At 67.2% G+C, this 13,202-nt stretch carries 11 protein-coding genes and 1 pseudogene; 5 read left to right on the top strand and 7 right to left on the bottom strand.

What is annotated here, in order from left to right:
- Positions 1-17: 17 nt before the first annotated feature.
- The 3 genes and pseudogenes from VXM69_RS37550 to VXM69_RS37560 form a co-directional block, all read right to left on the bottom strand.
- Positions 18-1,262 (bottom strand): trans-acting enoyl reductase family protein, encoded by a 1,245-nt coding sequence (locus VXM69_RS37550; RefSeq protein WP_367190491.1) that lies wholly within the window; start codon positions 1,260-1,262, stop codon positions 18-20.
- Positions 1,263-1,307: 45 nt separating this feature from the next.
- Positions 1,308-1,418: pseudogene (locus tag VXM69_RS37555) on the bottom strand (acetoacetate decarboxylase); the annotation flags it as partial.
- A 224-nt stretch (positions 1,419-1,642) separates the two neighbouring features.
- Positions 1,643-2,305 (bottom strand): glutathione S-transferase family protein, encoded by a 663-nt coding sequence (locus VXM69_RS37560; protein WP_124608693.1) that lies wholly within the window; start codon positions 2,303-2,305, stop codon positions 1,643-1,645.
- A 100-nt stretch (positions 2,306-2,405) separates the two neighbouring features.
- Here VXM69_RS37560 and VXM69_RS37565 point away from each other — a divergent pair, with 100 nt between their 5' ends.
- The gene (locus VXM69_RS37565; protein ID WP_049031229.1) at positions 2,406-3,386 is read left to right on the top strand and encodes a YafY family protein; all 981 of its coding nucleotides are present in this window, start codon (positions 2,406-2,408) and stop codon (positions 3,384-3,386) included.
- A 10-nt stretch (positions 3,387-3,396) separates the two neighbouring features.
- On the opposite strand, the gene VXM69_RS37570 is transcribed toward VXM69_RS37565, so the two are convergent.
- The 4 genes from VXM69_RS37570 to VXM69_RS37585 all read right to left on the bottom strand — a co-directional run bounded on the left by VXM69_RS37570 (position 3,397) and on the right by VXM69_RS37585 (position 7,966).
- Positions 3,397-4,041 (bottom strand): HD domain-containing protein, encoded by a 645-nt coding sequence (locus VXM69_RS37570; RefSeq protein ID WP_034191891.1) that lies wholly within the window; start codon positions 4,039-4,041, stop codon positions 3,397-3,399.
- A 208-nt stretch (positions 4,042-4,249) separates the two neighbouring features.
- Positions 4,250-5,815 (bottom strand): methyl-accepting chemotaxis protein, encoded by a 1,566-nt coding sequence (locus VXM69_RS37575; RefSeq protein ID WP_367190492.1) that lies wholly within the window; start codon positions 5,813-5,815, stop codon positions 4,250-4,252.
- A gap of 197 nt (positions 5,816-6,012) precedes the next feature.
- Positions 6,013-6,423, bottom strand: a complete 411-nt coding sequence (locus VXM69_RS37580) for a VOC family protein (RefSeq protein WP_059562442.1) — start codon at positions 6,421-6,423, stop codon at positions 6,013-6,015.
- Between the two features lie 109 nt (positions 6,424-6,532).
- Complete coding sequence (locus VXM69_RS37585; protein WP_367190493.1) at positions 6,533-7,966, bottom strand: CoA transferase; 1,434 nt, start codon at positions 7,964-7,966, stop codon at positions 6,533-6,535.
- A gap of 103 nt (positions 7,967-8,069) precedes the next feature.
- Between VXM69_RS37585 and VXM69_RS37590 the strand changes: the two genes are divergently transcribed.
- From VXM69_RS37590 to tcuB, 4 genes are all read left to right on the top strand, one after another.
- Positions 8,070-9,365 (top strand): citrate synthase family protein, encoded by a 1,296-nt coding sequence (locus tag VXM69_RS37590; RefSeq protein ID WP_049035759.1) that lies wholly within the window; start codon positions 8,070-8,072, stop codon positions 9,363-9,365.
- Positions 9,366-9,528: 163 nt separating this feature from the next.
- Complete coding sequence (locus VXM69_RS37595) at positions 9,529-10,482, top strand: LysR family transcriptional regulator (protein ID WP_367190494.1); 954 nt, start codon at positions 9,529-9,531, stop codon at positions 10,480-10,482.
- Between the two features lie 63 nt (positions 10,483-10,545).
- The gene (tcuA, locus tag VXM69_RS37600) at positions 10,546-11,955 is read left to right on the top strand and encodes an FAD-dependent tricarballylate dehydrogenase TcuA (RefSeq protein ID WP_367190495.1); all 1,410 of its coding nucleotides are present in this window, start codon (positions 10,546-10,548) and stop codon (positions 11,953-11,955) included.
- Complete coding sequence (gene tcuB, locus VXM69_RS37605) at positions 11,942-13,156, top strand: tricarballylate utilization 4Fe-4S protein TcuB (RefSeq protein ID WP_367190496.1); 1,215 nt, start codon at positions 11,942-11,944, stop codon at positions 13,154-13,156. The genes tcuA and tcuB overlap by 14 nt, the downstream gene beginning before the upstream one ends.
- Positions 13,157-13,202 lie beyond the last annotated feature (46 nt).

Consider the following 13,202-nt stretch of genomic DNA (forward strand, 5'->3'; position numbering starts at 1 on the left):
TCGCAGGTGGATTACGCTCAGATCACCTCGAAGCGCAACCCGGCATGGCGAACCAGGCGCTCGATATAGCGCTCGTCGAACATCGTCGCGGGCGTCCAGAAGCCGCCGCCGCGCCCGCGCTTGACACCGTCGGCGCTGCCATCCAGCGCGAGGCTGAGGGCCGCCTGCCCGAGCATCTTGCCGGTCGACCCGTAACCCGGATCGCGATCGCCGGTGACTTTCACGCGCAAGATCCGCCCGTCGTCGGCCCGACCGAAGAAACGCAAGTCGTAGCGGCCGGCCCGCTGGGCCTCGACGCTCGGTCCCTCGCCGGGCTTCGGCAGCAGGAAGCGCTCCATCAGGCTACGCACCGGCTTGACGAGGATGCCCACCATGAACGCGCCGAGTCCCGCGACCATCGTCAGCGCGGTCAGGCGGCCCCTGAGGCCCGCGCCCGTCATCACGGCTTCGTCATAGGTGAAGCGGCTGCCGTACGCATTGCCGGCCAGCGCATTGGAGCGATGCACGACGCGCTCGTTGATCGCCGCCATCACGAACGGGGCGATCCACGCATCGCAATCGCGATCGAATTCGGCGGACCGAACCGCATGCTGCCGCGCCGTAAAGCCATGCCCTTTCGGGCACAGCGAATAAGGATCGAGCAATTCGCGGCGCAACGCGGGATCGGCCGCCGCTTCCCGCACGACGTTGATCACGCTCGCCACGGTGCCGCCCGACGCGCCGCCCTTCAGCGTGCGGACGCGCATCTTCACCTGCCCGGCCGGCATGCCCCACTGCCGCCGCGCGTGTTGCTGCAGGAAGAAAACGCCCATGTCCGACGGCACCGAATCGAAGCCGCAGCAATGCACGATGCGCGCGCCCGATTGCCGGGCCGCGGGCTCGTACCGGTCGATCATCCGCCTGATCCACTGCGTCTCGCCGGTGAGGTCGCAGTAGTCGGTGCCGGTTTGCGCACAGACCCTGACGAGCGGTTCCCCGTAAAGGGCGTACGGCCCGACGGTCGACACGACCACCCGCGTTTGCGCGCACAGCGCCCGAAGCTGCGCTTCGTCGGCCGCGTCCGCAACGATGATCGGCACCGACTGCCCGGCCGCGCCGAGCGCCTCCCTGACTTGCCTGAGCTTCGCCTCCGAGCGGCCGGCGATCGCCCAGCGCAGCGTCTCGCCGGCGTCCGGCAGGTAGTCGGACAGATAGCGGGACAGGATCTGCCCGACAAAACTGGTGGCGCCAAATACGACGAGATCGTAGGCGGGTTGCTGCATGAGTGGCTCCTCCGGTGCGTGCGCGCGCGTCGCGCATCCCTATCGTCAGCGTGGCATTCCGGGGGCATCGAAGGTTTTCAGGGGCGTCTGTAGGTTCAGGACCCGTTGCGCATCCTTGACCACGTCGAGCCGCATGACCGTCGACGCACCGAGCCCGACCTGCGTCAATCGCCGGTCCATGCTCGTCGCCTCTCGTCGATGATCGACCGTGGCAGTCGACACCCGACGCCGCTGATTCACTGTCGTCAGCAAGCACTCTAAGCTTTAAGTCGACTTCAAGGTCAAGGCCCGGAATAGAGGAACACGTCGGACTTCGTTCGTGCGGCGCTCCGGCGCTCGGCGCCGCGCCGGGCGATCATGCGGCCGTCGTGCGAAAGCCGCTACCAAAGTTCGCGCAGAAACCCGGGAACGGCTTCCCCGATCGACGCAAGATACGCCGCCATCGCACCGGCCACCTTGCGCACGGCGGGGCGAGCCGTCATCCGTTCGCGCCACGCGAGCAGGTTCGGCGTGTCGTCGGTCATCGGCGCGCCCTTGCGTGCGCCGAACAATTGCGCCATGTAGAACGCGATGTCGGCATAGGAGTAGGCGCCGGCCAGAAAATCCCGATCCGCGAGCACGCGCTCCATGCGTCGATAGTATTGCGCCGCCTCGGCACGCGCGGCCTGCGCCGCCGGGTCGTCCGGCGTGCGCTCGAGCCCCATCAGCCGGACGACGTGCGGGAAATAGACTTCGTCGCTGCCGTGTTCGAGCTGACGCGCCACGGCGCGCGCCGCCGGTTGCGCGGGCCACAACGCGGGCTGCGGCTTCAGGTCCTCGAGATACTCGAAGATTTGCGTGGAATCGAAGATCTCCAGATTGCCGTCGATCAGCACGGGCACCTGGCGCTTCGGGTTGATACGCAAGACGTCCGGATGCTTCGGTTCGTAGCCGCGCTGTTGACTGAACGGCACCATCACCCGCTCGAAATCGATGCCTTTCTCGTGCGCCGCAATCTCGACCTTGGCGCCGAACATGCTCAGCGGTCCTGAAATGATCTTCATGGTTCGTCTCCGCTACAGTGGAACGGGTTCAGTGATGCGACGAAGCATATGCTTGAAAACATGACATCCAGTGTCAGGTATTTGAGGTAACGTGTCGCGTATGAAAGCGAGCCGCCTGTTGTCGATCATGATGATGCTGCAAGCGCGCGGCCGAATGACCGCGCCGGCGCTTGCCGAAGCGCTGGAAGTGTCCGAGCGCACGATCCTGCGCGATATCGACCAGCTCTCGACGGCCGGTGTGCCGATCTGGGGCGAGCGCGGCCGCAACGGCGGATTTCAATTGCGCGACGGCTGGCGCACCGATCTGACGGGGCTCACCGAACACGAAGCGCGCGCGCTGATCCTCGCGGGCTTGCCCGGGCCGGCGAGTGAACTGGGGCTCGACGGCATGGCGGCTTCCGCGCGGCTGAAGATGATCGCCAGCCTGCCGCCGGCCTCGCGCGAGCAGGCCGATCGCGTCGCGAGCCGGCTGCACGTCGACACCGTGGACTGGTACCGCGCGCAGGAAACGCCCGCGTTCCTGCGTGAAGCCGCCGATGCGGTGTGGGGTGCGTATTGCATCGACGTGACGTACCAGAGCTGGCGCGGTGTGTCCCGCCGCGCGCTCGAACCGCTCGGCCTCGTGCTCAAGGGCGGGGCCTGGTATCTGATCGCGAGGGTAGTCGGCAAACCCGCCGCGCTCACTTTCCGGCTCGCGAACATCCGCGAATTCAACACGACGCGCCGCCGTTTCAGGCGCCCCGCGCGATTCGACCTGGCCGCGCACTGGCGTGACGCGATGAACCGGGTCGAAGCCGATCTCCACCGGCTCACCGCCCATGTCGCCCTATCGCCGCGCGGCGCAACCTGGCTGGCCAATGCGCGGATCGAGGCCGCGCCGGCCGGGCATGAGGCCGGCAACGCGGACATACCGCCGGGATGGAACGCATTCCTGATGCCCATCGAATCGATCGAGCACGGCGCGCGCAAGTTGCTGGGCTTCGGCGCGCACGTGAAGATCCTCGGGCCGCAGGCGCTCAAGGACCGGTTCCTCGACGAGTTGTCGCAGCTGAACGCGCTGTATCGATCCGTCGGCGATTGAAGCGGCGCCCTCAGATCTCGTCGGAGAACGCGTCGAGAAAGCGTTGCAACCGCTCGCGACGAACGTTCGCCATGCGCGTACCGGTGACGGTCTGGAAACCGGTTGCCAGCTTCAGCAGCTTCGTGCGGAAGTGGTCGATCGCGAATCGCGTGTCGTCGAGCGCCCGATTCGCGGCATGCGGATCGGCCGGGTCATACAACGCGCTGCCCATCCGGCCCGCGACATAAAAGCAGCGCGCGACGCCCACCATGCCGATCGCATCGAGCCGGTCGGCATCCTGCAGCACCTTGGCTTCCAGTGTCCTCGGCGCGATACGGGCAGAGTAACTGTGCGCTTCGACCGCGTGCGCGACGGCGTCGATCTTCGCATCCGGCCAGCCAAGCGACTTCAGCACCCGCCGCGCCTTTTCCGCCGACAGCCGCGACGCCTGTGCGCGCAACGGGGAATCTTTCTCGACCGCGACGCAGTCGTGCAACAGCGTTGCCGCACACAGCACTTCGGCGTCGCCGCCCTCCTCGGCATGAATCGCGGCGGCATTCTTCCACACGCGCTGCAGATGCGACGTGTCGTGGGCGCCGTCGCCATGAGCGTCGGGCCACTGAGCGAGCAAGGTATGAGCCAGATCCTGAAAGGGGGCGAACGCAGAAGTCGTCACGGGCGCGGAGGGTCGAAGAGGGGACGCCGATTATCCCCCATGCTCGGCACGTTCACGACCCGACGTCGAATCCTGTTGCCTCGCCGCCCGCGCATCAGGCAAACGACTGCCTCCATCGGCAACGGCCGGCACGCGTACCGCTTCGGCCATGCATTACCCGGCAACGCGCAGTGTGGCGCTCACGGCGATACCGCCACACGATCCCGCCTCACGCGACGGCCTCGTCGCGCAGACGGAATTGCGCGACCGCCGCGCTCAGCCGCGAACCCTGTTCATCGAGCGACAGCGCCGCGGCGGCGGCCTCCTCGACCAGCGCCGCATTGCGCTGCATCGTCTGCTCCATCTGGATGACCGCGGCGTTCACCTGCTCGATCCCCGCCGACTGCTCTTCGAACGCATTGCTGGTCTCCCCCATGATCGCGTTGACACGCTCGACCGCGGCGACGAGCTCGCTCATCGCCGAGCCGGCCAGCGTGACGAGGCCGCTGCCGTCTTCGACCCGCCGCGCGGCACTGCCGATCAGGTCGCGAATTTCCTTCGCCGCCGACGCGCAGCGCTGCGCGAGCCCGCGCACCTCCGTCGCGACGACCGCGAACCCGCGCCCCTGCTCGCCCGCGCGCGCGGCTTCGACCGCCGCGTTCAACGCGAGGATGTTGGTCTGGAACGCGATGCTTTCGATCGTGCCGACGATGCCGGAAATCCGCGCGGAGCTGGTCGAAATCGCGGACATCGTCTCGACGACGCGCTGCATCGCCTCGCCGCCACGCGACGCGATGCCGGCCGCCCCTTCGACGTAAGTCCGCGCATCGCGTGCGTTGTCCGCGTTCTGGCGCACGGCCGCCGTCAGTTGTTCGACGCTCGCGGCCGCCTGCTGCAGCGACACGGCCTGCTGCTCGGTGCGCGCGGACAGGTCGACGTTGCCGCTCGCGATCGTGCGGACGTCGCCGACGATCGTCTCGGTGCTCGCGCGCACCTGGTTCACGGTGTCGACCAGACCGTCCTGCATCCGCTTCAGCGCATTCAGCAGGTAGGCCATTTCGTTTTCGCCCGCGACGACGACGGTGCCCGTCAGGTCGCCTTTCGAAATTTTCTCGAACTGGCCGACCGCGAGATGGATCGGTTCGATGATCGCCTTCGCGAGCAGGCGTTGCGCGAAAAAGCCGACGACGAGGGCCAGCCCGGCGACCGCCGCCATCCCCCACACGATCCGGTGGAAACGCACGCCGGCCGCCTCGTAGCGGGCCTTCTGGCGCGCGACCTGGAACGATTCGAGCGCGTCGATCGCGTCCTGGTAGGCGGCGAACAGCGTCGGCGGCGCGGTGCGCTGCGTGTCGAGGAAGTTGAACGCGTCGTCGCCGTCGAGCTGCGACAGCGCTTTCAGGAACACTCGATCGAGCAGCGCGCGCCGGCGGCTCTGCAGCGCGTCGAACAATGCCTGCTCGTTCGCGTCGCGCGCATGCAGGCGCGTGTACGCCTCCAGTTCGTCATTGCTCTGCTTGAGGAGCGTGTGAAGCTGCGCGGTGCCCTCCTTGCCCGATTGACCCGCGCTGACGATCTGCGCCACGTCGCTCATGCGTTCGCGCAACACGAGCATCCGCTCGGAGCTGGTCTTCAGGTGCAGCAGCGAAGCGGTGTCGTCGCGGTACATCGCCTCGAGCGAATCGTTGCCCATATAAAGGGCCGCGATACAGGCGCCGACCACCAGCACGAGCAGCACGGTATAACCGGCGATGGTCGCGACGAGTCCACCGCGGATGGTGAGTTGTTTTCGCATGACGTTCCCTTGCGCGGGCCGGGTGCGGGCCGCGGCGGATGTGGATTCCGGATCACGAACGACGAGCGCCGCGTCACGGCTCGTGAGCACGCGGCGCGGGGCTACGAACCGGATAACGGCATGGGGAACGGGAAGGTTTTACCTGGACGCGACATGAATCTTGACGATTGCGACAGACTAGGCAGCAAAAATTGCGGCTATTCCCCGCCGGCGAGCCTTGCGCGGATCTCGTCGGCCGACAGGTCGCGCCGATGCGTGGCGATCTGCCAGAGGTTTCCCCACGGATCCTTCACCATCGCGCGCCGGTCGCCGTACGGCATGTCGGCGGGCGCTTCCAGCGAGATCGCGTGCGCCGCGACCGCTCGCCGATGGATCGCGTCGGTATCCTCGACGTACACGTACAGGAACGCCGGCATCGGATCGCGCAGACCGTCGCCGCCGCTGATCATCACGACCGAATCGCCGATGCGGATGTCGGCCGGCAAGCCGGCACGGTATTCGCCGCGGGCGTCGAACACCGTCCGGACGAATGCGATCAGGTTTTCCGGATCCGGTACGACGATCCGTGGCGTGACGGTATGCCATCCGCCGGGCTGGAATGTGGCCATGGTGCGCAACCTCCGATGCGTGCGTCAGCGGTATTGTCCTCCGCGCACCGGCAGCCTGCAAAGGAATCCGAAGGGTTGATCAGATACCGTCCGCCCCCTTCTCCGCTCGTCAAAGGCCGACGTTCGAATCCAGCCACCGCGGTTCATACGCGCCCAACGCGCGTGCCGGATGGAACCACGCGAGCGGCGCCCCCTCGATCCGCAACGGCGGGAGCAGCCGTGTTGCGGGGCCCCACGACGTCGCTTCGACGTGATTCGCGCGATCGTGCTCCGTCTCGGGAACCAACGCAACCACGTCGCTCATCGGCTCGGAACGCAGCTGCAACACGGCCGACGTACGCGCCAGCGAAGCGCGAACCTCGGTGCCCGCACCGTCCTTCAGTCGCGCCGTCAGGCCGCGTACGGCCGCCGCCGCCATCAGGTAACCCGTCGCATGGTCGATCGCCTGGACGGGCAGATTCACCGGCGCGTCGCTTCCCGCCGCGCGCATGCCAGCGTCGGCGATTCCCGTGCTCATCTGGATAAGGCTGTCGAAGCCGCGCCGGCAACGCCAGGCGCCACTCCAGCCGTATGCATCGAGCGATACGTCGACGAGCGCGGGATTGAGCTCGCGCCGTCGCGCGGCATCGAGACCAAGACGCGCGAGCGCGTCGGAGCGGTAGCCGTGGACGACGATATCCGCGCCGCGCAGCAGCCGCTTGAGCGTAGCGAGATCCGCGGGCTGCTTCAGGTCAAGCCGGGCGCAGCGCTTGCCCAGAACGACGTCGGGCACCGTGCCCGGCTCTTCCCAGCCATACGGATCGATGCGCAGCACGTCGGCGCCGAGCCCTGCCAGAAATCGCGTCGCGACGGGACCGGCGAGAATGCGCGTCAGGTCGAGCACGCGAATGCCGCGCAACGGCCGGTCTCGCGCCGGCTGCCAGTCGCGCGACGCTACCGCCTGCGTGGCGTGAACGTGCAGCAACGGTTCGGCAGCAACGGCCTTGCCTTGCGGATGCGCGGCCCATTCCTCCCGCGAGTACATCACCGCCGCGCAACCGCCGCGCCCGACGATCGCGTCTTCGAGCGCCTCGGCGTCCCAGCGGCCGACCGCCCGGGCAACTGCCTGTGCATCCGCCGCGCAGCCGAGCACCGTCAACGCGGCTTGCCGGTGATGCGGTGCGTTGGTGTGCAGACGGATCCAGCGATCGCGCGCCCGATAGTTGCCGGCCACCGGATCCCACTGAGGCGGCAGCGTCCATCCCGACGGGCGCAGCGACGTGCCGAACCACAGCGACGCCATGCGCCGGTCGACGTGAACGGCCGGCGATGTGCCGGTCGATTCGCACACCAGTTCGGCAACGGCCGCACCTGCCGCGCCAATCGCCGCACTGGCCAGGTCGGTCACGCGAAACGCGGACGGCAGTTCGCCCGACCCGCTGAAGCGGCAACGCTCGAGAAAGTGCGGCGCGCCGCCCAGCGCGGCCCAGAGTGCCTGCAGATGGTGCGATATCGGCCCCTCGCCGGCCGTCGTCGCAACACGGGAAATTTGATCGGCACGCATGTTCGTCTCGAATCGTTTCGGTGACGCAACGATCGGCTCGCTCGCATTTGTTGTCAACGTTGATTATCCTGATCAACCTGTCGAACGATTCGAGCCTGATGCCATGTCGCCCTACCTGAATTCGATCGAAGCGGCCGCAAAGCTGGGCGTCTCGCGGCAGACGCTTTACGCCTACGTCAGCCGCGGCCTGCTGCGCGCGGAGCCCTCGGGCAATCCGCGCGAAAGCCGCTACTTCGCGGCGGACGTCGACCGGCTCGCGGCCGAACGTGCGCGCGGCCGCAAACCGAAGGAAGTCGCGAAAGCCGCGCTGAACTGGGGGGCGCCCGTGCTCGAATCGAGCATCACGTTGATCGAGGGCGGCCAGCTTTTCTATCGCGGCGCGAACGCGCTCGATCTCGCCGGCCACGCGAGTCTCGAGGAAGTCGCCGCGCTGCTCTGGCAATGCGACCAGCGCACCGCGTTCGGTCCTCGCGTTCCCCGCGCACCCGCGGTGTTGCGCACCCTCTTCAAGCACTACGGCGATCAACGCGCGGAGCAAGCGCTCCTGCCGCTGTTCGCCGTCGCCACCGACGACGCACCGACGGCGGTGTGGCAGCAAGCGGCCGACAGCCGGGCGCAGGGTTGCGGCGATCTGGTACGGATCCTCGCCGCGTGCCTGTTGCGCACCGGGTTCGATGCGGCGCCCGTTCACGTGCAATGCGCGCGCGCATGGGGCGTGGGGCCGGCGGGCGCGGAACTCATCCGGATCGCGCTCGTCCTGTGCGCGGATCACGAACTCAACGCATCGAGTTTCACGGGCCGATGCGTGGCATCGACGAATGCGAGCCTGCGAGCGGTCGTGATCGGCGGCCTCGCCGCTCTGTCCGGCGGGCGGCACGGCGCCACCACCGCGCGGGTCGAGGCGATGTGGGATGAAATCGGCAACCGGGACGTCGCGCGCACGATGCGCGAGCGCCTGCACCGCGGTGACGACCTGCCGGGGTTCGGACATTCGCTGTATCCGGGTGGCGACGTGCGGGCGGCGGCTCTATTGTCGCGCATGCTGCCGCGCCATCCGCAATGGAAAACGATGATCGAGGCGGGCAGTTCGCTGGTTGGCCAGAAGCCTTCGGTGGATTTCGCGCTCGTCGCGCTACGCCGGCATTTGCGGCTGCCTGTCGGCGCCGCGTTCGGCCTGTTCGCGCTGGGCCGTTCGATCGGCTGGATCGCGCACGGGCTCGAACAGCGCGAACATCCCGACCTGATCAGGCCTCGCGCGGTTTATACGGGAGTGCGGTCAAGCGAAACGCATGCCGGCTCGGGTCCGCTTCGATCGCGCGGGCGGCCGGAAAAGCGCACCGTGTCGCGGCAAGGGGCGCCGGAAAACGACATCCTTGCCACGTTTTTCAGCGCGCGATAGCGGAGCGTGTGACGCGGGCGTGGCGTGCCATGACATGCGCAAACCCGCACTCTTCGCGGGAGCGGTCGCCGGCGCCGGACCATGACAAACCGACCTCGAAGCGGAGGATGGTTCGACGACCTTCTGTCAAAATATCAGCCCGATCCTTCTGACCAATCGCGGAATGGAACTCAGACAACTGCGCTATTTTCTCAGCGTCGTGGAACACGGAAGCATGGGCAAGGCAGCGCTGGAGCTCGGCGTGGTGACCTCGGCATTGAGTCAGCAGATCAGCCGCCTCGAAGGCGAGCTGTCCACGCGTCTGCTGCAACGCACCTCGGCGGGCGTCGTCCCGACCGACGCAGGTTTGGCGTTCTGGCGTCAGGCGCAACTCGCGCTGCGTCACATCGACGATGCCGCGCTAGCTGCACGCTCAGCCCGTCTGTCGGGCCACGTCAGCGTCGGCATGGCGCCGAGCACGGCGAGCGTGATGGGTGTCGCGTTCATGCAGGCCATGCGCGCGCGCTATCCCGATGTCCGGTTGCACATGGTCGAAAGTCTCTCCGGCTATCTGGCGTCCATGTTGAGCGCGCGTCAGATCGACCTCGCGGTGCTGTTCCGCGAGGAGTCCGCGCAACGCTGGAGCGTGCTGCCGCTGCTGGACGAGCGGCTGTTCCTGATCGGCGCGGGCGATCTCGATGGCATGCCGACGAGCGCATACGTCCGGCTCAAGCATCTCGGCAGGCTTCCGCTGATTCTCCCCAGCGGCACGCACGGGCTGCGTTCGCTGCTGCTGTCCGCATTCAGGCGCGCCGAGTACGAGCCGAACATCGTCGCCGAAGTCGACGGCCTCGCGCTCCTGATGGACTTCGTCCGCGCCGGCATCGGCGCGACGATACAGCCGGGCGCGGCGCTCGCAAGGCCCGAGAACGTGATACTCACGAGCGTGCCCGTCGCCGAGAAATACGCCACGCGGCCCAACATGCTCGCCAGCATCTCCGATGACGAACTGTCTCCCGCCGGTCTCGCCGCGCGCGTGGTGCTCGCCGATGTCGCCCGTCAACTGGTGCGGGAAGGCCGTTGGCCCGGCGCACGGCTGCGGGAACCTCAGCCTTCACGAAAAGTGAACACCCGTTGACGGCTGGCTGGTAGCGGCGCGTGCACGAGGCCTTTACGATTTGCCCAAAAGGAGGCAAGTCTGATGGTCGATGTGCTCGTAATCGGAGGAGGCAATGCCGCGCTGTGTGCCGCATTGATGGCGCGCGAAGCGGGCGCCTCGGTCCTGCTTCTCGAATCCGCGCCGCGCGCATGGCGCGGCGGCAACTCGCAACACACGCGCAATCTGCGCTGCATGCACGATGCCCCCCAGGACGTTCTCGTCGATGCCTACCCGGAAGAGGAATTCTGGCAGGACCTGTTGAAAGTCACGGGCGGCATCACGAACGAGCATCTCGCGCGGCTGACGATCCGCGCGTCGTCGTCGTGCCGGCCGTGGATGCGGAAGCACGGCGTGCGGTTCCAGCCGCCGCTGTCCGGTGCGCTGCACGTGGCCCGCACCAATGCGTTCTTCATGGGTGGCGGCAAGGCGCTCGTCAACGCGTATTACCGCAGCGCCGAAGCGCTCGGCGTCGATATCCGCTATGAAACGCCCGTCGATTCGCTCGAACTCGACGGCAGCCGCTTCATCGCGGCGCGCAGCGGCAGCCAGCGCTTCGAGGCACGCGCCTGCGTGCTGGCGGCCGGCGGTTTCGAATCCAATCGCGAATGGCTGCGCGAAGCGTGGGGGCAAAACGCGCGCGGCGAATGGCCCGCCGACAACTTCCTGATTCGCGGCACGCGCTTCAACCAGGGCGTGCTCATCAAGCATATGGCCGACGCCGGTGCCGACATGATCGGCGACCCGTCGCAGTCGCATTGCGTCGCGATCGATGCACGCGCTCCGCTGTATGACGGCGGCATCTGTACGCGCATCGACTGCGTGTCGCTGGGCGTCGTGGTGAATCGCGACGCCCAGCGCTTCTACGACGAAGGCGAGGATTTCTGGCCGAAGCGCTATGCAATCTGGGGACGGCTCGTTGCGCATCAGCCGGGGCAGATCGGCTATTCGATCATCGATTCGAAAGCCATCGGCCGCTTCATGCCGCCGGTGTTTCCGGGCGAAAAGGCCGACACGCTGCCGGAACTCGCGCGCAAGCTCGGGCTGCCGGAAGCACGCTTCATGGAAACGCTCACGCGCTATAACGATGCGTGCCGCGACGGCACCTTCGATCACACCGCACTCGACGACTGCCACACCGAACGGCTCGCGCCACCCAAGACGCATTGGGCGCGCCGCATCGAGACGCCGCCGTTCTACGGTTATGCGCTGCGGCCGGGCATCACGTTCACGTACCTCGGACTGAAGACCAACGACCACGCGCAGGTTCACTTCGGCGGCACCGCCAGCGAGAACCTGTTCGTGGCCGGCGAAATGATGGCCGGCAACGTGCTCGGCAAGGGCTATACAGCGGGCGTCGGCATGTCGATCGGCACGGCCTTCGGGCGCATTGCCGGGACGCAGGCCGCGCGCGCCGCACTCAAAACAACGGAGGCAACCCGTGCAGCAGTCTGACCCGCTCGCGCCCGAACACACGCGCACGGCCTTTTCGGTCGAGACGAAAAAAACGCCACGCGACAGCACGGCGCGCGTGATTCCCATTGTGCCGATGAGCGCCGGCGAAACCGAAGTCGCCCGGCAGATGCAGATCTGCAACGCCTGCCGCTACTGCGAGGGCTTCTGTGCCGTGTTCCCGGCCATGACGCGCCGCCTGGAATTCGGCAAGGCGGACGTCAACTATCTGGCGAATCTCTGCCACAACTGCGGTGCGTGCTATCACGCGTGCCAATATGCGCCGCCGCACGAGTTCGGCGTGAACGTGCCGAAAGCGATGGCCGAAGTCCGGCTCGAAACCTACACCGAATACGCGTTTCCCGCGTCGTTCGGCGCGCTGTACAACCGCAACGGCCTGACCCTGTCGGTCGCACTGGCGGCCGGACTCGCGCTGTTTCTGCTGCTCGGTACGGCATTGCACGGCGGCTTGCCCGGCGATGTCGCGCCCGCGAGCTTCTACGCGATCTTTCCGCACAACCTGCTCGCGGCGATGTTCGGCATCGTTTTCCTGTTCGCCATGCTCGCGCTCGGTATCGGCGTCACGCGCTTCTGGCGCGACGTGTCGGCAGGAACGGCGAGCGCGAGCGCGCCGGCCGTCGCGGAAGCGGCCCGGAACGCGCTGACGCTCAAGTACCTGGACGGCGGCCATGGCGACGGCTGCAACGAGGAGAACGATACGTTCACGCTGGCGCGGCGCCGGTTCCATCACCTGACGTTCTACGGCTTCATGCTGTGCTTCGCGGCGACCGCCGTCGCGACGCTCTATCACTACGCGTTCGGGCTGGAAGCGCCGTATCCGTTTCTGAGCGTGCCGGTGCTGCTGGGAACCGCGGGCGGCATCGGACTGATCGCCGGACCGGCGGGACTGCTGTGGCTGAACCTGAAACGCGCTCCGGCGCGCGGCGACGCCCGTCAGCGTCCGATGGACCGCGGCTTCATCGCGCTCCTGCTTCTGACGAGCACGTCCGGTCTCGCGCTGCTCGCACTCCGCACGACCTCGGCGATGCCGTCGCTGCTCGCGATTCATCTCGGCATCGTGATGGCGCTGTTCGCCACGCTGCCTTACGGCAAGTTCGCGCACGGCATCTTCCGTTCGGCGGCGCTGCTCAAATCGTCGATCGAGAAGCGTCAACGCAGCACACTGAGCCTCGGTTCGGATTAGCCAGTCACCCGGGCGCCCGTTGGGCGCCCATCACTACAGACAAGAA

The sequence above is a fragment of the Burkholderia sp. Ed8 genome, assembly GCF_040761425.1.
Taxonomy (GTDB): domain Bacteria; phylum Pseudomonadota; class Gammaproteobacteria; order Burkholderiales; family Burkholderiaceae; genus Burkholderia; species Burkholderia seminalis.